This is a genomic window from Turicibacter sp. H121, assembly GCF_001543345.1.
GTDB classification, from domain to species: domain Bacteria; phylum Bacillota_I; class Bacilli_A; order MOL361; family Turicibacteraceae; genus Turicibacter; species Turicibacter bilis.
Map to the genome: position 1 here is coordinate 359,798 of NZ_CP013476.1, position 22,511 is coordinate 382,308.

Annotated in this window: 16 protein-coding genes; 3 read left to right on the forward strand and 13 right to left on the reverse strand. The window is 35.3% G+C overall.

Features of this window, described 5'->3' with window-relative positions; all coding sequences use genetic code 11:
- Position 1 precedes the first annotated feature (1 nt).
- The 3 genes from AT726_RS01590 to AT726_RS01600 form a co-directional block, all read right to left on the reverse strand.
- Positions 2-1,699, reverse strand: a complete 1,698-nt coding sequence (locus tag AT726_RS01590; protein ID WP_068758887.1) for a [Fe-Fe] hydrogenase large subunit C-terminal domain-containing protein — start codon at positions 1,697-1,699, stop codon at positions 2-4.
- A gap of 1 nt (position 1,700) precedes the next feature.
- Positions 1,701-1,958 carry a (2Fe-2S) ferredoxin domain-containing protein gene (locus AT726_RS01595; protein ID WP_055242077.1) on the reverse strand — a complete coding sequence of 86 codons (258 nt, stop codon included), beginning with the start codon at positions 1,956-1,958 and terminating at the stop codon, positions 1,701-1,703.
- A 354-nt stretch (positions 1,959-2,312) separates the two neighbouring features.
- On the reverse strand, positions 2,313-4,022 hold the full coding sequence (locus tag AT726_RS01600) for a M15 family metallopeptidase (protein WP_082704858.1): 1,710 nt from the start codon (positions 4,020-4,022) through the stop codon (positions 2,313-2,315).
- A 167-nt stretch (positions 4,023-4,189) separates the two neighbouring features.
- Here AT726_RS01600 and AT726_RS01605 point away from each other — a divergent pair, with 167 nt between their 5' ends.
- Together AT726_RS01605 and AT726_RS01610 are read left to right on the forward strand one after the other, a co-directional pair.
- The gene (locus AT726_RS01605) at positions 4,190-4,681 is read left to right on the forward strand and encodes a CotY/CotZ family spore coat protein (RefSeq protein ID WP_068758888.1); all 492 of its coding nucleotides are present in this window, start codon (positions 4,190-4,192) and stop codon (positions 4,679-4,681) included.
- 99 nt (positions 4,682-4,780) lie between these two features.
- Positions 4,781-5,263 (forward strand): CotY/CotZ family spore coat protein, encoded by a 483-nt coding sequence (locus AT726_RS01610; protein WP_068758889.1) that lies wholly within the window; start codon positions 4,781-4,783, stop codon positions 5,261-5,263.
- A 37-nt stretch (positions 5,264-5,300) separates the two neighbouring features.
- Here the strand turns inward: AT726_RS01610 and AT726_RS01615 are convergent, their stop codons facing one another.
- Complete coding sequence (locus tag AT726_RS01615) at positions 5,301-6,152, reverse strand: hypothetical protein (RefSeq protein WP_055242071.1); 852 nt, start codon at positions 6,150-6,152, stop codon at positions 5,301-5,303.
- Positions 6,153-6,398: 246 nt separating this feature from the next.
- Between AT726_RS01615 and AT726_RS01620 the strand changes: the two genes are divergently transcribed.
- Complete coding sequence (locus tag AT726_RS01620) at positions 6,399-7,628, forward strand: FtsW/RodA/SpoVE family cell cycle protein (RefSeq protein WP_237297160.1); 1,230 nt, start codon at positions 6,399-6,401, stop codon at positions 7,626-7,628.
- 33 nt (positions 7,629-7,661) lie between these two features.
- Here the strand turns inward: AT726_RS01620 and addA are convergent, their stop codons facing one another.
- From addA to cmk, 9 genes are all read right to left on the reverse strand, one after another.
- Positions 7,662-11,264 carry a helicase-exonuclease AddAB subunit AddA gene (gene addA / locus AT726_RS01625; RefSeq protein WP_068758891.1) on the reverse strand — a complete coding sequence of 1,201 codons (3,603 nt, stop codon included), beginning with the start codon at positions 11,262-11,264 and terminating at the stop codon, positions 7,662-7,664.
- On the reverse strand, positions 11,257-14,814 hold the full coding sequence (gene addB, locus AT726_RS01630; protein WP_068758892.1) for a helicase-exonuclease AddAB subunit AddB: 3,558 nt from the start codon (positions 14,812-14,814) through the stop codon (positions 11,257-11,259). The genes addA and addB overlap by 8 nt, the downstream gene beginning before the upstream one ends.
- A 151-nt stretch (positions 14,815-14,965) precedes the next feature.
- Complete coding sequence (locus tag AT726_RS01635) at positions 14,966-15,238, reverse strand: HU family DNA-binding protein (protein WP_055242063.1); 273 nt, start codon at positions 15,236-15,238, stop codon at positions 14,966-14,968.
- A 215-nt stretch (positions 15,239-15,453) separates the two neighbouring features.
- Positions 15,454-16,929, reverse strand: coding sequence for a stage IV sporulation protein A (gene spoIVA, locus AT726_RS01640; protein WP_055305520.1), 1,476 nt, complete (start codon positions 16,927-16,929; stop codon positions 15,454-15,456).
- Positions 16,930-17,266: 337 nt separating this feature from the next.
- Entirely contained in the window at positions 17,267-17,515 is a 249-nt protein-coding gene (locus tag AT726_RS01645; protein WP_055242059.1) for a stage VI sporulation protein F, read from the reverse strand.
- Between the two features lie 114 nt (positions 17,516-17,629).
- Positions 17,630-18,637: an NAD(P)H-dependent glycerol-3-phosphate dehydrogenase gene (locus tag AT726_RS01650; RefSeq protein WP_068758893.1), complete on the reverse strand. Its 1,008-nt coding sequence runs from the start codon at positions 18,635-18,637 to the stop codon at positions 17,630-17,632.
- Positions 18,638-18,663: 26 nt separating this feature from the next.
- Positions 18,664-19,974, reverse strand: coding sequence for a ribosome biogenesis GTPase Der (gene der / locus AT726_RS01655; RefSeq protein ID WP_055274792.1), 1,311 nt, complete (start codon positions 19,972-19,974; stop codon positions 18,664-18,666).
- A 138-nt stretch (positions 19,975-20,112) separates the two neighbouring features.
- On the reverse strand, positions 20,113-21,789 hold the full coding sequence (locus AT726_RS01660) for a S1 RNA-binding domain-containing protein (RefSeq protein WP_055274790.1): 1,677 nt from the start codon (positions 21,787-21,789) through the stop codon (positions 20,113-20,115).
- Positions 21,789-22,454: a (d)CMP kinase gene (gene cmk, locus AT726_RS01665; RefSeq protein ID WP_055242051.1), complete on the reverse strand. Its 666-nt coding sequence runs from the start codon at positions 22,452-22,454 to the stop codon at positions 21,789-21,791. Before cmk ends, AT726_RS01660 begins: the two co-directional genes overlap by 1 nt.
- Between the last annotated feature and the right edge of the window lie 57 nt (positions 22,455-22,511).

The window sequence follows — 22,511 nt, forward strand, 5'->3', positions numbered from 1 at the left end:
CTTATACCTCATTTTCTTGGATTAATTCTTTTAGTCGGGTTAAGGTTACTTTCGTCTCAGCTGTTGTCTCTCCTAGTAAGCTAGCGATTTCTTGTGCTACAATCATCTGTTTATTAATGACTTGTTGAGCCATATCAATCGCATTAATTTTTAACCGCTGTAAATGTTCTTCATGACGAATTTCTTCAGTTAAATCATGTAAAATACAAAGCATTACCTCTTGGTGCTCGATTCGAATAATACTCTCAATTACGGTTGTTTGATTATTATTAAGTGTCAAACGTAACCCTACTAAATCTTGTTTTGACTCCATCACTTCTAAAAAAGGCTCCTCCTCTAAAAAGACGGAAATGGGCAGCTCAATCGCTTGATCTTTCGTAATATCAAAAAAACGTTGTGCGGCCGGGTTCATATCAACAATCGTTAATTCATGATTGACTACTAAAATAATGCTTGGCGTCACATCAAAAATAACATGTGAGTATGTCTCTGCCTTATGCTTCATATAAGGTAAGCACATTGATGGTTCAGCCATATGATTATAAACAGCAATCGCCTTCTGCCGACATGTTTTATACCCGCACGAACCACAATTCAGCTCATCAGCAGATGAATATTTGCCTATATGATTTAAGATCTGTTCAATTTCTTTTTCACTTGGCTGAAGGATGGGGGCATATTTATTTTTAAATATTCGACCTACGTTAACGTGAAGCGGGTAGGTTTGTGAAGCAGGAATTTGATTTGGATCATTAAGTTCCCGATATTTTTTAATTCTCATTTTACGTTTGAAAATATTAACCTCCTTATCACCAATCGCAGGTCCTCCGATACAACTATGGTGGCAAGCACTCATCTCAAAAAAACAATTTTCAAATTCTCTACGCTCAATTCCTTCTAAGACTTTAATACAATCTTCAATGCCATCTACTGGAACAATCTCAATGTTTTTCTTTCGTTTAGTAAAGCAACTACTCATTCCCCCAACTATAGGATACGTTCGTTGACTTTGTTCCGTGGCATCTAAGTTCATCGATTCAACTTGATCAAAATCGAGATGTTCTTCAGAAATCCACTGAATGAGCTCCTCGATTGTAAGGACCGCATCAATAAACTCATCTTCTTCTCCTTCAATCTTTTTTGCTAGACATGGACCAATAAAAACCACCTTCGTTTCATGACCATATTTTTGTTTTAATAATCTAGCATGCACCATTAATGGAGTTAAAACAGGAATAAGTAATGGAATGAGCTTAGGAAAATGTTTTTCAATCAATAAGTTAACTGAAGCGCAGCAACTTGTAATACAACAAGTCTCTTCCATTTCCTCTTGAATCTTTTGATAAGCATTGGTGACCGCTAAGGCACCGACAGCTGTTTCCTCAACATAAAAACAACCTAACTTCTTTAATGCACCACAAATCTTTTGGGCTGAAACATCAAATACACCAAAACAAGTCGGTGCTAAAGAAATAGCGACCTTTTCCCCCTTATTTAAATAAGACTTAACTTTCTCAAGTTCCGTTTCAACCTTTTTTACATTTTTAGGACAAGCCTTTAAACATAATCCACATGCTATACAACGCTCTTCCATAATGATAGCTTGCTCATCTTTTATTTTAATTGATTGAACAGGACATGCTCTCACACAGGCATAACAGTTCTTACAATTAGTTGACTCAAAATTAATCACACTCATCTTACTCTTCCTCCATTACAAGAGGAAGAATAACAGACTTAAAAATATGTTGAACTTGATCCGGTGATACACCTATCACTTCCCCTGTTGGTAACACCAATGAAACAGCCTCTGTACAATGACCTAAACAAAATGCAGCTCTTAGTTCAATACATGTTTCTAAACCCGCAGATTTAATGAGTTGTTGTAACAGTTGAATCACCTCATATGATCCTTTTAAATGACAGGAACTCCCGACACAGATTTTTATAGATTTCATCTTATGACGTCCTCCTTATTTGTGTATAACTACCTCTTTAAAAATATATGACTATCTCTTCAACAATCATGCTCATTCATTACATTTTTTATTGAAAAAGCTAGCTTTGGTTACCTCTCGCAAACCTCGCTAGCTTTTTTTATTTTTCTGACAAATCCACCTTATTTCCGAACATTTCGACAATCCTTTTAAACTATTTCCCGACAACTTTTTCTACCCTCTAATTATCGACAAACAATTTCCCGACACGTTTTTTATCGAGCCTAAAACATTACCTATTTCCCGACATTTTTTTCAGTTAAATTGGAAATAAAAAAAGTGCAAATCTGCACTTTAAACTGGGGATAAATCAATCTATAATTGATATTTTTCTTGATCACTTAATTCCCTATTTTCTTGAATCGCTTGTTGTCTATCCTCATCTGATGATGAATCATCGGTAGAGGAATCTTCATTTAATTCAGAATCCGTTGAACCAGACTGACTAGCATTACTTTTATCGGGCAACACTTCTTGATCTGATTCATCAAGGTGATCATTCGATTCCTCTTCATCTGTATCATCTGCCTCATTAGAGTCCTCTAAAGAAGGGTCTTGCTCTAGTGTTCCTTCTTCCGGAGTCTGAACCTCATCTGATACAGCATCTAATAAACCATAGTTTAAAATATAGTCTTCTAACGTCCAATTGTTTTCAAAAATCTCAGTTGCTACTTCAACTCCAACATAACGAAGATGATACGGTTCATAGAAATAACCAACTTCTGATTCACGATTTTCCGGATAACGAATAATAAATCCATACTCATGCGCATGTGCTAATACCCATTTTCCTTCCTCAGTATCAGCAAACTCTAGTGATAGCTCGTTATTAATCGATGGAGTCGTAATATCAATAGCTAGTCCAGTTTGATGTTCACTATGTCCTGGTCGACTATTGAATTTATCAGCATACTCAAGCCCCATTTCATAGACGTCTTGATTGTATAAATTCTTCTGCACACTATACGAAATATAACCTGTTCTTAGTGTTAATTCATATCCTGCTTCTTGAGCTTTAGAAAATAATAATTCCGTCGCATCAGCAGCGTCACGACGTAAATAATTCGTATTCACTTGAGAATACGGTGTGACTGGCACCTCCACAGGAACAAAATCTGTCGGTGCATAAAATTCATCTAAACGATAATTTTGATTCACTAAAACAAGTAAGCTGTTCGTATTTGGTGTTTCAACGATGTCTTGATAAAATTTAGATTTTACGTTCGGATACTTAGCATATTGCAATGCATAAGTCACCGAATAATTTTCATCTTGACTTAACACTTCATCATAGATGGCAAAACATGAAGAATCAAAGCTACTTGCCGCCATCAACTCAAAAGCTTGATCTGGATTTAAAGTCGTTTCCATTAATGATTTCAAATCAGATAAGCCAAATTGATAAAACAATGCCTCAACTTCTTGTGATTCATACCCTTTAGATTTTAAATTAGGTAGCACAACTGTTTGATATTCATCAATAGCTGAGATAACTTCATCAAGTTTTAAATATGGATTTTGCTTTTCATAATTAACATAACTAAACAAAGTCATCAAATCACTTTCTGTTTCTTTAGCATAGTTTAATAGACGATTTAACGCTACGATATCAACTGATTCCACATATGTATTAAAATCAGGATCAGAGAACCAGGTCTTTATGGTCTCCTCTTCATATCCTTGCTGAAGCAAAGTGGGAAAAAAGACATGATCTAAAAATGTCGCTAAATAAACCACTTCACTCGATTCAAGAGTTGGATAATACTCGGCTAACTGCACATAAGCGTTATAACAATCATAATTAAATCCTTTAATCGTTAGATAATCTGAAATATCTTCGCTATTTCGATCATCCTCGATTAAATTTTGAACAAGGTCAGGTTGTTCCTTTATTAGGCTCTCAATCAGTGTTTTATCATAACCAAGTCGTCTTAACACCATTTCATCACTCATCATATAGGAGTAAAATAATAGACCTGACCCAAGCAAAGTGACAATACCAATAGGAACTAATACTTTTTGCATCTAACAAGCACCCCTTTCCACATCATGTTTAGTATGTACCATCTTTTTTAAAATAAACCTAAAATTTAACAATTAAAATAGATAAATTAACTATCAAATTTGGGGATTTTAAATAGTCATCTGTCTGAAATAGGCATAAATTAATAGTGTATCTAGGAGGTGAGGATATGAGTTGTGAATGTAGTACTCCATCAACAAACAATAACTCAAATACAAATAGAGCAGCAAATTGTGTAGCTGACACAGTCAGATTCATTAATCGATTACAACAAGCGGTTGTTCCAACTGAAATTGGTTGCTCTCGTTGTAATACGCCTGTATTAGGCGAAACTTCTAAGGCTAATACACGGCCATTTATTTTATATCTTCCAAATGGTGAACCCTTTAGACTAGCCGTATTAACAGATAGTCCAAATGAACCAATTCCAGTCTTTCGGGTCGAAGATGTTAATGGAAATTGTGCTACCTTAAGAGCTTTAACAACAAGAAGAACTTGTTGTATGAATGACCGTGATATGCTTAATGAATTTAATTCAAATAATCCAGAGTCAGAATTCATTCCGACACGTTCTTGTGTCACTGTCAACTTAAATGATTTTATTGCTATTCAGTGTTTAGATGATGTATTCTTAAAATTAGAGATTTGTGATTGTATTTAAAAAAAAGAGGATTAATCCTCTTTTTTTAATATTTAGGGAAACTCACTATACGGCCTATCGCAGTGAGCATAAATTATAAAGTGTAAGGGGGTGAACCGTGTGAGTTGTAGTTATTATCATACTATTCATTGTGAAACTAGTCCTTCTTGTGTTGAGAAAAATTGTATAGCAGACACATTAAAATTAATTGATCGATTACAACATCAATGCCAATCTAAAGAAAAGGAAAGTCTTTGTACACGCTGTGATAAGCCATTTCTAGGACATCGTTCAACAGCTAATACTCGACCAATTATTCTATATTTAAAAAATGGCGATCCATTTGAAATTATCTATTGTGAAGAGAATACTTCTGCCTCTCATCTCATTTTTCGAGTTGAAGAAGTCAAAGGGAATTGTGCAGTTTTAAGATTATTAATTCCAATTTGTCCATATCATAATGAGGAAATAAACTTATATTCACCTTCTACATCTAAACTCTATAAAGTTACCCAAACATGCGTAACCATTAATTTAGATGATATCAGTGCTATTCAATGTCTTGATGACGTTCATTTAAACTTAAAAGGGTGTCAATATTAGTTTAATAAGTGAAAGAAGCCAACTAACTGGCTTCTTTTTATAAATGTAAAATTCTAATTCCTTCAATGTCTGCCAATGAAATAGTTTCAACGTCGTCCATCAAATTATCAATGGTGATGTGCCGATCATCTACAATTTCAATCATTCCCGATTTTAAACTTCCATCTTTTTTTACAATTTGAACAATTGGAGCTTTCATCATTGAAGGTCGATTGGTTAAATCTTGAATAAACATTAAAATCTCTTGTTGTTTTTCATCTAACTGCAATTCAGAACCATTTTGTTCAGCACCTTCGCTATTCATAACATGAACAACATCCTGATTACTTTCATTGACATCATTTATCATCACCTCATTATCCTCTGCTTCATGAATAACACTTTCTTCTGTAATCGAATGGCTATCTTCTTCAGCTAGAGTGTTTTCTTCAGATAAGTCGCTCATCTTTTCTTCTGCCAGAACACCTTCTTCATAGAAGGGGCTAATTTCTTCTTCAACCAAAGTATCTTGTTCATCTGAAGCATTTATCTCTTTTTCATTAAAGAATGATGTTTGTGGATGCTCTCCATAATCGACTAAAATATTAACAGTTTCATACGGACAACTCTCTTCTTCATAAGAAGCAATCGCTTCTGACTCATCAACTAATGGAGATGTTGGCACTATACTTGGTCGCTCTTCAACAACTTCACGGATGGTCACATTGGATGGAATTAATGATTTAAAATTACTTTCACTCATCTGATCAAAATTATGAACGTAATTATCCGCTACAATATCTTTTGGCTTTGGCGTTGGTGTTTTAAAAAAGCTTTGTTCGTTCACAAAACATCCTTTATACGTTGTATCAACAAATAAAAGTGGCTCTTTTTCAAATGATTTTGCCATTAAACTAACCTCCCTTACCTTCGTCATACTATAATCTATGCAATCACCCGTCAGAAGTCACTACCAGCTTTTTTTAATTCTAGAGTAGACTTAAAGTAATGAATTTGATTTTATCAAAACATTTCCCTTCAATTACTTATCAATTCCACGATTATCTGATAGAATAAAATTATCCTTATGTGATAGGTGATAAACTTGAGAACTATTTTAAATAAATTTCGGATTTTATTATATAATCCCATTATCGTGTACTTGATTTTAATTATCGGAATTGGAATTGTAGCTATCCAATCTGCCATTCCACTTGCTAAAATCAACTATCCTAACCTTCCGGCTAACTATGCGACGAAGCAATTAATGTTCGTTAGTCTAGGTGCATTTGTCGCTATTTTAGTTGTCATTATTGGTGTGGATCGAATTCGCGCCCTTCGTTGGTGGATTTACGGTTTTTGGATGATTCCTTTATTAGGTTTATTCATTTATAAAAAATTTCATATCCCCATTCCATTGGTAAAAGAAGCAACAAACGGCGCTGTTTCTTGGTATAATTTACCTGGTATCGGAACCATCCAGCCCTCTGAATTTATGAAAATTGGAATTGTGCTAGTTGTCGCTGATATTATTCAAACGCATAATGAACGATATCCACATCTGACACGAACATTTAAAACAGATTTACATTTGTTAGTTAAAATTATGGCGGCTGTCTTACCACCATCTCTTCTTATCTTTAAACAACCTGATTCAGGAATTACGATGATTATTTTATTCTTCGTCGCGCTGATGATTTTTGCATCTGGTATTCAATGGCGTTATATTTTAAGTGTTGGTGGCTTTGTAGTAGTTATCGTTACTTTATTTATTTTATTAGTAGGCGTCTTTCCTGAGTTTCTAACGGAAACATTAAAGATTGACCTTTATAAATTAAGTCGTTTCTCTGGTTGGTTTGACCCCTTTGGAACGATGGGAAATGAAGGAATGCAACTTGCTAAAGGGTTATTAGCCATTGGTTCTGGAAATTTAATTGGGAATGGATTCCAAAGTTCGTTAGTCTACTTCCCAGAAGCTCATACCGATTTTATCTTTGCGGTCATCGGGATGGACTTTGGACTCATTGGAACGTTAATTACCGTTATTTTATGCGGTTTATTTGATTATGAAATTTTAAATACCGCCACATTAAACCGTGGGCATTATAACAGTTATGTTTGTATTGGAATTTTTGGTATGTTATTCTTCCAACAAATCGAAAATATTGGAATGACGATTGGTCTTCTTCCGATCACAGGGGTAACATTACCATTTGTTAGTTATGGGGGGAGTTCTTCACTTTCTTACATGATTTTATTCGGTCTCGTCTTAGCTTCTTATATTGAAGGCATTAAGATTAAACATAACGAAGTCGATTATCATGAGCGTACGCTCTATTTAAAAACAAAAGCCTATATTAAAGACAATGTAAAATTTGATGATTAAAAAAGCTGAACCCTTTTGGGATTCAGCTTTTTTCTATTCATAAACAATATATTGTTGAACTTTTAAAAAGTATACATAACAGCTTACTTTTTTAGTGGGATAAATTTCTTTAATGGCTTTTGAGTAATACTTCATTTGCACCGCGTAGCGCTCTTTTAGCTCTTCATATTGAGTATCAAAATTACGAACATAATCGGTTTTATAATCAATAATCCAAACGTAATCCTCAAATTCTGCTAATAAATCGATAACCCCTTGTAATAAAATTTGAGATTGTTCATGATCGGCAACTTTAACAAGCGTCATGAATGGAACCTCTTTTTTCACACTTATTGCTTTCGTCAATTGTTCATAAAGAGGGTTCTTTGTGAAAGCTAATACTTGTTGTAAATCAATTTTATTAGCCATTGCCTCAGTCATCATTTCTTTTTCTATCACACGAGTTTTCATATCTTGCAAACTCTCAAGCGTATGATCGAGACTTATCGGCAAGTGTTGCATGAATTGATGTAGTGCAGTTCCCGCTTCTGGTCCACTCACTTGTTGTTCTTTCATAAATGATGGACGATCATAGGCGACTTGTGGCTTAACTTCAGGAATCCCTTTAAACATCGGGGTGGTTTCTTCTTCTTTTCGTTGAGAGACGGATTGTTTCGCATTAATTTCAACAAGCGGTTGATAATCATATGAATGATCAAAAATCTTCTCAAAGTCAAGAGCCGGTGGTTGCATTTCAACCTGTTGGTTTTCAATTTCTTGTTCTTCTAGTTGCTCATGCTCGGTAATGATACGTAAACGCCATGAACTTTGATCATCTAAGAAGAACGGCTTCGCTTCACAACACGTTTCGACGATTTCCTTTGAGTCTTTATGCTTTAAGACGGCCGGAATCACCCAATCTGCATAATTTTTTGCACTTAAACGATGACTTGATGGTAGTAACCAAGATGAATCTTTAATCACTTCATTCATTGAAGCCAATTTCTTTTCAGTATCAAAGACCCCCGTAAAAATCAGTTTTGATTTTGCACGCGTCATGGCTACGTATAACAGACGCATCTCTTCAGCTAACATCTCTTTATGGATCATCGACCCTACCACACTTTGAGCAATCGTCTTTTGCTTTAGTCGAAGCACAGGATCAATGTATTTTACAGCAACCCCATACTTTTTATGCACGAGATAATTTCCTAATTCATCTTGACGGTTAAATGTTTTATGAATTTGTGACACAAAGACAACTGGGAATTCTAATCCTTTTGATTTATGAATCGACATAATTCGAACGACATTTTCATTCGCTGTCACCGTCTTTGCTTTTCCGAAATGCTTCCCAAGTGCTTGCATACGATCAATATAATTCACAAACCCATACAATCCTTTTTTCGTACTATTTTCATACATTCGCGCTTTATCAACAAAGACATCAAGATTCGCTTTTCGTAAATAGCCATGTGGGAGTCCTAAAACGAATTCATAGTATAAGGTCTGCTCATAAATACGAATAATCAATTGAGATAACGATGTCGTTTTTGATTCAAAACGCCAACGTTCAATCGTCTGTACAAATTGAGCCACTTTTTGTTTTAACAGTTCATCTTCTCCGGCCTGTCGGTAGTAAAGAACTAAATCATAAAATGAATTAGCTTTTGTTGCCACTTTAATCAATGACAATTCACGCTCAGTGAAGAAGAATAATGGGGAACGCATCAAACCAACGAGTGGAATATCTTGATATGGATTATCAATGACTTTTAAGCAAGAGACTAAGTTAATAATCTCAATCGAGTCAAATAAATCGGTATTTTGTTCCGTAAAGAGTGGGATGTTATAAAGTCTGAAGACATCTTGGAAAATCGTCACACTACCAAGTGAACGCATTAAAATCACAATATCTTGATACGTAATAGGACGATAACATCCTTTTTTACGATCATAAATTTCTTGTCCATTATTTACCCACTGTAAAATCAGACGGGCAATATGATGGGCTTCAATTTCGATAGCATTTAAGTCTGCTTCACTCTCTTCATCAAACTGTTTTTTATCAATTAAATGCACTTCACTTTTGTTAAATTCATCATTATTTTCACCGGTTACTCCAAGCTTTAACATGGCCGCTTCATCATACTCAATTTCTCCAACTGGTTCATCCATGAGTTGCTTAAAGATAAAGTTCGTCGCATCAATGACTTGTTGATGTGAACGATAGTTTTTCATTAGGTCGATTTTATTTCCGGCCTCTTTATTACTTGAATAGACTTGATACTTACCTTGAAAAATGCTCGGCTCTGCTAAACGGAAGCGATAAATTGATTGCTTCACATCTCCTACCATGAAGATCGGAATTTCAGGCTGGGCAACCTTTGCAATTGAGGTAATGATACATTCTTGCATCGAGTTCGTATCTTGATACTCATCAATCATAATTTCTTTGAATTGATGATAAATATCCCTTGCAACATCGGTTGGTTGATCCTCTTGAACTAATAAGTGAAGCGTGTTCCATTCTAAATCGGAGAAGTCAAGCATCTGACGTTCACGCTTCGCCTTCAGAAATCGTTCATGAAACTTCATCACAAGCGTTGATAATGCGATGACTAAGTGTTCACTTTCATTAAAATGGCGGGCATGTGTTTCATTAGAGTACACGAAATACTTCTCTTCAAGTTTTCCTAAACGTTTTTTAAAAGCATCTCGTGCATTTTTACTCTGTTCATGAGCTTCTTTATCATATTGTTTTGCATTAAAACGAGGGAAGGTAGCTAATTTCGTATTTTTAAAGGCTTCACGCAAATCAGCATAAGCTGATTGTTGGCTTTCTTTTAAACGAGTTGCATAAGCGACGTCTTGGTCATAAACTTCTGTCCGATATTTATGATCAATTCCCATGACTTCAGCATCTTTCGCAAATTCACGTGCCTTTTCTAAATCTAAAAGGGCTTCATCAATCGAAGGCGCAATTAGTTTTCCAATTTCCTGATAATAGCGCCATGACTGTAAATCATGTCCATCCCACTCATATAAAGAGCGTAAATTCATGAGCCACTGATGCATCTGTGGATTAGAACGAGCCAACTCATAAACTTTCAGTAACATCGTTTTTAACGCCTCGTCATCGCGATCACTATTAAAGCTCTCACTTAAACAAAGGTAATTCTCATCCTCAATTTCCGCCAGTTCATCAAATAATTCTTCGATGACATCATCTTGTAAAATACCCACTTCAATGTCATCTGCAATTTTGAACACTGGATCGAGTTGAAGTAAGTAATAGTAACGACGAATTAATTTATTACAAAAGGCATGAAAGGTCGAAATATTGGCTGCTGAAATTTTATTTAATTGAGCCGAAAGAACTAAATTCCCTGGTTGTTTAGCAAGTTCTTGCTCAATACGAGCACGGATACGCTGCTTCATTTCAGCTGCTGCTGCTTCTGTGAAGGTTAAGACGAGTAATTCATCGATGTTAATATGATCAATTAAAATTTTTTGAATTATTCGTTCAACTAAGACGGCTGTTTTTCCTGATCCTGCTCCAGCAGAGATTAATAAATCATGTCCTTTCTCATAGATAGCTTGCCATTGTTCATCATTCCATATTGTATCATCCGGCTTTTTAGGAATATTACTCATCTCCGTCTCCTCCTTCCTCTAATTTACATTTCATCGCTTCCAACGCAAGATCAGCTTTCATTTTAGGTAACAGTCGGGATTCGTTTCCTAAGAAATCGGGATCAAATTGACAGATTCCTCGATACTGACAATAATCACAGGCTGTACTTTTTCCGTACTTCATTGGATTAATATTTAATTGGCCTTGCGTAATTCTTGTGGCTGACTCCTCAATCATTTGATTTGTGTATCTACGAAGCATCTGTAATGACTCCCCCGTTAACGTTGCATTTCCTCTTGCTGAGAAGCTTCCATCTTTCTTGAGTGTAATCGGCACAATATCACTTTTTGACTGCTCACTTAAACGCTGGTCACTTAAATGAACGACTTCATAATCTTCTGGTAAATAACCATTCATCTTATATTTTTCATGCTGCATTTGCTCAACTTTTTGTTCATACGCTTCTTGCCGTAATAAATCATCAACATCATGACTAATAAATGGGCGATGCACATGGAAGTATAATAATCCTCCAATCTCAGCTGGCATGTCGATTAACTGTAGAGCATTTGAAACAACGATATCTAAATACGTCAGTAACTGTAAACTGAGTCCATAATACACTTTATCAAGCTCTAAATCCTTTTCACTCGATTTATAATCAATGATTCGTAAATACGCGTGATCACCTTTTTCATTTTTCGCCACATCGACACGGTCAATAATTCCCTTTAACGATAACTTAAAACCATTAGGTAACTCGCGTGATTTTAAGTGAATTCCCGTTGTTTGTTGCGTATCAAAGGGTAATTCAAAGAATAGTGGCTTAAATGCACTATGATTCCCTTGATATTTTAGTCCAAGTAACGTCTTATAGACGACTTGGGTTAAACGTTCCGTTAGTTTCATCATTCGTTTACTTTGACGTAAAATTTTATATAATAATTGCTCACTTAATTCATCGGATACCATTTTTGATAACGTCAAACATTCATCAGGTGTTAAATCCGCAAAGGTACGATTCTCTTTCTTAATCAACTCCGCAATCCGTTTTAAGGCCTCATGATAAAGCTCTCCAATATGCGGTAAATCAAGCTTATATTGTTCACGTTCTTTTAATTTTAACCCATAACGGAGATAATGAGCGAACTCACATTGGTTAAATAGCTCTAAGCGTGAAACACTAGCAACAATTTCATCACTGTATAATTGCTTCGTAATCTGTGCATCTAAATTTGTCACTTCATTTTGATAATTTAAAATTTGCATGATCATTTGGTAGACAATAGGCTGCGTTTCTTGATAATAATCTAATAACGGTTCATAGTACGAACGACGATTCGGATATTGCTTTAACGTCGCAATTAAATGAGCCACCGTTTGTGAATGGGTTGTTAAATGCTCATACACTTCCTCTTCCCATTCACGTCCAACATGATCTTCAGGAGCATCTGGGAATAAACTTCTTAAATGCGCATAAATATACGATGGTAAAAATTCTTTTCCCTCATCGTTACTACTTGCATACGATAACGTTAATGATTCTTTGGGCGACGTAAACACGGTATATAAAATAAATTGCTCATCGATTTGCGTTTGAACAAGGCTTGGCGCTAGTTCAATTCCAAATGCTTTCAATGATTCACGTTCTGTTTCACTTAATAAACTACTTTCCGTCATCGATTTTGGAATTTGTCCTTCGTTAACTCCTAAGACAAAGGCATGCTTAATGCCATATTGTCCAGGTGTCGTTAAATCACTCACGAGCTGATAACGGGCACGACGAAGCTCCCCAATCGACACTTGATCCAGACGTGGTGGAACAGTTGCATACGCCATCTCTTCAATCCCAGACTTAAAGACATTCACGAAGTCTTCTAAGCTAACGGCTTCTTCTTGACCAATTTCAACCAGTTGTTCAAAAAGAGAAAGCAATTGATTCCAAACCTGACCGTGCTGTTTATATAGCTTCAAGTCTTGTAACTCTTGAGCACTTTCCTCGAATAATGCCAGTTTTTGTGGAACTTGACACTCTTCTAGGAAACTAAACGTAGCGATCGCATAATCCTTGTACGTTTTAGCTTTCTTTAACTTCGATTCAAAGGAAGAAATAAGTGTACTGACTTCTTTACGAATTCGATTCACTTTTTGTTCTAATTCAAGGTCGGCATCCGTTTTAACATACCCACGTCCAAGACCTTGATAACGTTCATAGACCCAATCTTCTGATGTTTGCCAATCTGATTTTTTTAGATTTCGAGCTAAGCAGTAGTTTTCTAATAAGTCAACTTGTCGTTGATAAGCTTGATACAACTCATAAAAAGACTGTCCTTTTTTAAATCCTTCGACATTCATTAGCAAACCGGTCTTGATCACCGTAAACAACGATTCGTGACGCCATTGATTTAAGATAACATCAAATAAATGATAAATCATCGTCATTAACGGATGGTATAACATAGACTCTTTATAGTCTAAGAACATTGGAATTTCAAATTTCGTAAAGATGGCCGCAATTAATTCATCATAAGCAGCCGCGTCTCCTGTATAAATGGCGATATCACTATAAGTACACCCATCATGATGAACTAAGTGATGAATTCGTTTCGCGACTTCCTCCACTTCGATTCGACGATTGGCAGCTGTAAAGAAAGAAATCCCCTCTTCATTTGAGGGAACAAGTGGAACTTGTAAAAAATGTTTCTCTAAGTGATTTAGTGCACTTGCCTTAAAGAATCGAGACTGTTCATGTGCGGTTAACTCACATATTTCATAAGTTAATCCTCGTTCTTCTGCCCCATTTTGTAAACGAGTGAGTGTACGCCCTGACATTTCAAACACTTGACTTTCTGAGTTTAAATCGTGTGTTAAAACAACGGTCACTGATTTAGCATATTTCATGAGTTGGAATAAAATTAATTCCTCTTGCTTATTAAAAATATGATAACCATCGACGTAAAAATCACTATTTGCCACCGTTTGGCTGTTGGCAATTTGCTCACTTAAAAGCGTATAATAATCTTCACTCATTAAATATTTATTAAAAGAGACTTGTTGAAATGTTTCGTATAAAACCGCCAAGTCATTAATTTTTTTCGTTGATTGTAATGACCAATTTAGATCTTCATGTGGTTGATTCACACATTGAAATAACTGCGATGGACTAACACAATAGTTTTTAAACTCCGCAATCATTTCACTGACTTTATTGATAAAACCGGGCTTGTTTGCATAAAACGGGAATACTGTTAAGTCTTCCTTTTTTTCGTTCATTACTTTTTGAAGTAAAATAGCCAGTCCCACTTGATCCAAATGATAACGACTTAATCCCCCAGTTTCTTGTAAAATACGATAAGCAAAGCGGCTAAAACTTAATCCTTGAACACGCATTAAACTCGGATGCTCACTTTGCTTCAGTAACTGATACTCCATATGAAATGACATCTGATCGGGAACGATGACATAGATAGGATCCCCTTGTGGTACACTGTCACAAGCCTGTTTAATTTCATCTAAAATAACACGAGTTTTTCCTACCCCAGATCGTCCCACAATGAAACGAATACTCATACTCTCACCTCTTTATCCTTTAGTGTAATATGGTTGATTTTCATGTATGCTAAACGATGAAATCTATTGTTATTATACCATGTTCTAAAGGTGCTAAAAAAATGAAAAAAAAGACAACTCATCAGAAGTTGTCTTGTCAATCATCTATCAATTATTTTAAAGCGTCTTTTAAAGCTTTTCCAGCTTTGAAAGCTGGGTATTTGCTAGCTTCGATTTCAATAGTTTCTCCAGTATGTAAGTTACGTCCTTGACGTGCAGCACGTTCGCGAACTTCGAATGTACCGAATCCTACTAAAGCTACTTTGTCATCTTGTTGTAACGCTTCAGTTACTGTTTCGATATAAGCACTTAAAAATTTATCTGCATCTTTTTTTGTTAACTCAGCTTTTTCAGCGATTTTATCTACTAATTGAGAACGGTTCATAAGTTTTAAATACCTCCTAAGATGTTTCATTGCAAGTAAAAGTTTACCACACCCCCTATAGGGTTGCAAACATTTATTTGCATATTTTGTTGATATAACACTATTTTATCCTATTATGTAATAATTCCGTAAGCTTTAAACAACTAAGCAAAATTTTTCAAAATAATAATAAAAATTCTCTCATCAACAGGCTGATGAGAGAATTTTCGCATACATTATAGCATGATCGCAATTAATCCGCCATTACCTTGGTTGACAATTTTAATTAATGTTTCTTGAAGTTTCATGCGAGCATTTTCTGGCATTGCATATAGTTTAGCAGAAATTCCATCACGAACGATGTCACTTAAGCAACGTCCAAAGACTTCAGTTGACCAAATTGATAATGGATTTTCATCCGCATCTTTTAAGATGTAGTCGATTAAATCTTTACTTTGTTGTTCAGTTCCAATAATTGGTTCAAAAACAGATTCAACATCAACACGAATCATATGAATAGATGGTGCAATCGCTTTTAAGCGTACGCCATAGCGAGCCCCTTGTTTAACGACTGTTGGCTCACTTAAAGTCATATCTTCAATAGCTGGTGTGGCAATCCCATATCCAAGTTGTTTTACCATTTGTAAAGCACCCGCGATTGGTTCGTATTCTTTTTTAATATTTGCATAATCTTGTAATAAATACATTAAATCTGCTTTATCTTTAATTGGTCCAACTAATTCAGTTAAGATTTGATCGTATAACTGATTAGGAACTTTAATTTCTAATTCAGCTAACCCCACCCCAGCATCAAGGGCACTAATATAGCAATCTTCAACGATATCTTCTGCTTTTAACTCTTCAGCTAAGTAGTTGATATCACGAAGCTTATAAAACTCATTTGTACTTTGATTAATTAATTTTAAGAAACGAGCTTTTAACCAGTTGTCATCACTTAAAGCATCCACCCAACTTGGCAATTTGATATCTAATTCTGAAACTGGGAATTCATATAATGCTTCAGTTAACACACTATAGATATCTTTTTTCGTCATATTTTCAACACTTAATGGAATAACTGGAACCCCATATTCATCTTGTAATTGTCCACGTAACTCCGCCACATCTTCTGTTTTTGGATGCGTCGTATTCAAGATGACGATAAATGGTTTATTAATCGCTTTTAATTGCTCGATAACTAATTGCTCAGCTTCTAAGTAATCCTCACGATCAAAGTTTCCAATCGATCCATCAGTTGTCATTACAATTCCAATATGTGAGTGATCTTCAATCACTTTTTGTGTTCCAATTGCTGCGGCTTCAACAAATGGAATTGGTTCTTCATACCATGGTGTATTAACCATGCGTGGTCCTTCTTCTGTTTCATAACCAACCGCACTCGGAATCACGTATCCCACACAGTCAATTAAGCGAATATTTGCTGATACTTCTCCTTCAACCGTTACATTTACGGCTTGTGCTGGAACGAATTTTGGTTCCGTTGTCATAATTGTTTTTCCATTCGCACTTTGAGGTAATTCATCAATCATACGTTTTTTTACGTTTTCATCTTCAACTAATGGAATAACAAGTGTTTCCATGAATTTTTTGATGAACGTAGATTTTCCCGTACGAACTGCTCCTACTACACCTAAATAGAATTCTCCATTAGTGCGGGCAAAGACGTCTCTCATCAGTTCATTAGTTTCCATATCGTAAACCTCCATTTTCACTTATATTTGTCAATATCAATGTATGATGCTTATCCTCTACTTTATGAGAGAATTTAAATAAAACTTTTAAAAACTTTTCTACTGTACTGCGATTGAATGAATTTTTATGATTCACTCTAACCTAATTTGATTGTGAATTAGGCTGCAGGCCTGCGTTTTCTTCGAATTATATGCATCACTGTGTGTCAGATATGATAACTTTTAATGAATTTTATATTCTTGATTATCTTTTACTTTATTCAAACAAAAAAAGGACTTAGCGTAGCTAAGTTCTTTTCTCAATCAATACCATCTTAATTAAAACCATTGATGATGGTTACATCATCATTTTTAATAATTCATTCATATCAGTTGGAACTTCCCCATTAATAATCATTTTTGTTAATTGATCTTCAACTGATTTATCTACTTTACGTCCTACCATTGCCCCAACACTTTGAATCAAAGCACGAACTTGCTCTTCATTTTTCAAATCCATTGTAGAAGCTTGGTCGGCAATATTAAAAAGATCCGCTTGATTCACATTTACATCTTTCCCAAATCGTCCAAAAAGATTATCAAACATAATTAAAACCTCCTCATGTCTCATGTTCAATATAACATATGACACCAGGAGGTAATTTGTACCTATTAGGCAAATAATTTATATTTTTTGTCCAAGCCTAAAAGTTTTTTATCATTAATAAAACTCAGGTTTCATCTCACGAGTCATTAATTGAGCAATTGCAACACGTGGATCTAATTTATTGAAAATAACCTCATAAACTGTTTCAACAATTGGCATTTCAATCTGTAAAGCTTGTGCCATTTCATATGTCGCTTGACAAGTTCGTACTCCTTCAACGACCATCGTCATACTATCAATCGCCTCTTGAAGATTTGAACCACTTCCGATTTTATATCCAGCCTGCCAGTTTCGGCTATGAACAGACGTACATGTTACGATTAAGTCTCCTAAACCACTTAAACCACTGAATGTTTCTTCTTTTGCTCCAACAGCTGCTCCAAGACGTTTAATCTCAACTAAGCCACGTGTGATTAAAGCGGCTTTCGGATTATCTCCATATCCAAGTCCCGCAATGATTCCAGCAGCAAGTGCAATCACATTTTTAATTGACCCACCAATTTCAACACCGATTAAATCATCGACACGATAAACACGGAAATATTCATTATTAAACATTTTTTGAATTTCATTTGCTTTATCTGCTACTGTTGCCGCACAAGTCACGGTTGTCAGCGCACGCTCAATCACTTCTTCAGCATGAGAAGGTCCCGATAAGGCAACAAACGCCTCTAAGTAAGTTTGATCAATTTCTTCAGCTACAATTTCAGATACACGCTTATGCGTTCCAGGTTCAATCCCTTTACTTGCATTAATAATCATGACAGCGTGATCTAAATGCTCATTAATCGTTTTTAAGACATCACGAATCACTTTCGTTGGAACAGAAAGTAAAATTATTTGTGCATCTTTTAATGCTTCTGTTAAATTTGTTGTTGCAACTAGTCCAACTGGTAACTGAACATCTGCAAAGAAACGTGAATTACGATGATTTTGATTAATATCATCCACAATTTCTTGATTTAAGTCATATAATTTTACATTATTTTGATTATCACATAAAACTTGTGCTAATGCTGTTCCCCAACTCCCAGCACCCACTACTGTTACATTCTTAGCCATTATAAATCCTCCTCATTAACCTATCACTAATCACGATTTCTTGCAATGATATGAATTGGTGTACCTTCGAATCCAAATGCCTGACGTAAGCAGTTCTCTAAATAACGTTTATATGAGAAGTGTAATAATTCAGGATCATTTACGAAAATAACAAATGTTGGTGGTTGTGTTGAAACTTGTGTCGCATAGTAAACACGTAAACGTTGTCCATTATGAGTTGGCGTTGGATTCATTGCCACTGCATCCATAATGACATCATTTAAGACATGTGTTACGACACGTTTCTTATGGTTTTCAGCCGCTAAATTTAATGGTTCAAATAAAGTATGTAAACGACGTTTTGTTAAAGCAGATAAGAAGACAATTGGGGCATAGTCTAAGAACGCCATGTCAGTACGAATTAAATCTTCCCATTCTTTCATCGTTTTATCAGTTTTCTCAATTGCATCCCATTTATTTACTACAATCACAACTGCTTTTCCAGCTTCATGTGCATATCCTGCCACACGCTTGTCTTGCTCGATTAACCCTTTAGAGGCATCAATTACAATTAAACAAACATCACTTCGATCAATAGCACTTAAAGCGCGAAGAACACTATATTTTTCAGTTGTTTCATATACTTTACCACGCTTACGCATACCAGCAGTATCGATAACTACATATTTTTGTCCATCTTTAGTGAACTCTGTATCGATTGCATCACGTGTTGTTCCAGCAATATCACTAACAATAACACGTTCTTCACCAAGAAGCGCATTTGTTAACGAAGATTTCCCAACGTTTGGACGTCCGATTAAACAGAATTTTGTGACATCTTCATCATATTCCATTCCTTTTTTCTCAGGCATGTTTAACACAATTTGATCTAACATGTCCCCGAATCCAATCCCATGAACAGCTGATGTTGCAATTGGATCACCTAAACCTAATGAATAGAATTCATAAATTTGCTCCTTAAAGTTTACGTCATCCACTTTATTAACAACTAAAACGACTGGTTTATTTGTCTTATATAACATATTTGCCACTTCTTGATCCGCTTGTGTGATTCCATCACGAGCATTTGTAACAAATACGATAACATCGGCTTCATCCATTGCGATTTCCGCTTGATGCTTAATTTGTTTCATAAATGGTTCATCACCAATTTCAATACCACCCGTATCAATAACATTGAATTTACGTGTTAACCATTCTCCACTACTGTAAATACGGTCACGAGTAATCCCTGGCTCATCTTCTACGATTGACACACGTGATCCTACTATACGATTAAAAATTGTAGACTTTCCAACGTTCGGACGTCCTACGATTGCTACTACAGGTAATACCATGTTGCCACCTTCTTTCATCTTTACACAAAAAATAAATCGTTAATATTATAGTAGTTTTTGACGGCATTAGTCAAATTTTCAATCATGAATATAAAAAGGGGGAAATTCCCCCTTTTTATAACTGAAACTTGGAATTTATTATAGTAAGTTTTTTAAAGCGTCCCCAAATAAATCCCCTAATGTTTCATTTTCTACTGTTTCTTGTTGTTGCATATATTTATTGAATTCTTCGCGCTCTGCATCTTCTTTAATACGACGAATACTTAATTCTAGTTTAAAATTATTTGGTTCAAAACGAACTACTTTTACGTCAACATCTTGTCCAATTGATAACGCATCTTCTACACGAGAGATACGTTTTTCAGTGATTTGATTCATTGGTAAGAAGCCAACGACATCTTCAGCAACTGCCACGAAAGCACCACGATCATTCGCTGATTCTACTTTCCCAGTGATCACATCTCCAGATTTAAATGTTACTTCTGTCCAAGGATTTGATTTTACTTGACGTAAAGATAATCCTAAGCGATGTTTTTTAGCATCTAATGAAATAATTTTCACTTCAACTTCATCCCCAACAGCAACTAATGACGCTAATTTCACATTAGGATTCCATGAAGTTTCTGTATAATGACATAAACCTTCAATATATGGAGCAACTTTAATAAATGCCCCTAAGTCCGTGATATTCGTCACTTGACCTTTAATTACATCTCCAACGTTATGTCCGAAGGCTACCCATGGATCTTGTTCAACTTTTTTGATTGATAAAGCTAAACGCTGATTTTGGCTATCAATTGAAAGAACACGTACAGATACACGTTTTCCTTCAGATACAATATCTTCAAGCTTCACTTTATGATCCCAAGATAATTCAGAAAGGTGAACTAATCCTTCTACGCCTGGTGCTACCTCAACAAATGCTCCAAAATCCATTAAACGAACAACTTCACCTTCAACAATATCCCCTACCTGATGGGCTGAAACGAATTGTTCAAATGGAGTTGGTAAAATAGCTTTGATTGATAATTGAAGTTTTGTTCCTTCAATTTTAATCACCTTAGCTGTCACTGCTTGATTTACAGCTAACACATCTTCAACTTTTTCTACTGGTAAGTGAGAAATCTCAGAAATATGTACTAATCCTTCTAAAGCCCCAAAGCGAACGAATGCCCCGTATTTTTCAATACGGACAACTGTCCCTTCAACCACTTCTCCAACTGTTAATGTTGAGAATTGGTCTTCTCGTTGTGCTTTTAATTGCTCAGCCACAACGATTTTGCGAGATACTTTAATTTTTTTATTACGAGCATTGAACTCAACAATACGTACTGAAACGGTTTGTCCTACATATTGTTCTAAATCAGAAACATACACAACGTCAATCATATTGGCTGGTAAAAAAGCTTCCATTCCGATGTTTACAATTAATCCACCTTTTACAGTGCGTTCAACTTTTGCTTCTAATGTTTCCCCTTTTTCAAACGCTACTTTTAAGTCTTGGAAACGTTGATACTCAAGTAAAGCACGGCGAGATAATAAGATTTGCTCATCGTCTACTTTTTTAATCATCGCTTTGATTTTATCTCCAACTTTAATAACTTCTTTAGCTGAATCAACTTTATCTAATGTTAATTCACTTAAATAAATTGTTCCTTCGGTTGCCCCATGGATATCAACAGTTACTTCTTGATTTGTTACACGAACAACTTCACCTTCGATCACATCATTTACTGATGGTAAATCAAAGTTTTCCATTGCTAATACGTCACCCATTGTCATTTCTTCATGGTTGAAACCATCGAATTGTTTCATTACTTTTCCCCACCTTTTACAATATTTATAATTGCATCGATCACTTCATCAATTGTTAAATCTGAAGTATCTACGACTATCGCATCTTCAGCCTTAATTAATGGTGAATGTTTACGTGTTGAATCTAATTCATCACGCGTTTGAATTTCTTGTTTTAAAGTTTCTAAATCGCATGGAATGTTACGTCTTAAATTTTCATCATAACGACGTTGTGCACGAACTTCCACAGAAGCAGTCATAAAGATTTTATAATCTGCATCTGGTAATACGTTTGTCCCAATATCGCGTCCATCCATGACCACATTATCTGTTTTAGCATACTCAATTTGACGACGTTTTAATTCATCACGAACAAATTTATGAGCTGAAACGGCTGAAACATTTTGTGATACAATCGGTTGTCGAATTGCATCCGTCACATCTTCTCCATCTAAGAATACTTTTTTATCATTCGTTAAACGAATACTTGTATCTTGAAGCATTTTTGCAATTGTTTCTTCATCTTCGACATCAATATTTTGATTTAATGCTTTTAGCGTTACTGCACGATACATCGCACCTGTATCAATGTATACATACCCTAACATTTGAGCTACTTTTTGAGCAATTGTGCTTTTTCCTGCTGCTGCTGGTCCATCAATTGCAATTACTTTAGAACGAACCATATTATCACCTCGACTGTAATTATTTTATCACATTATTTCATTTATAAACAACAACAA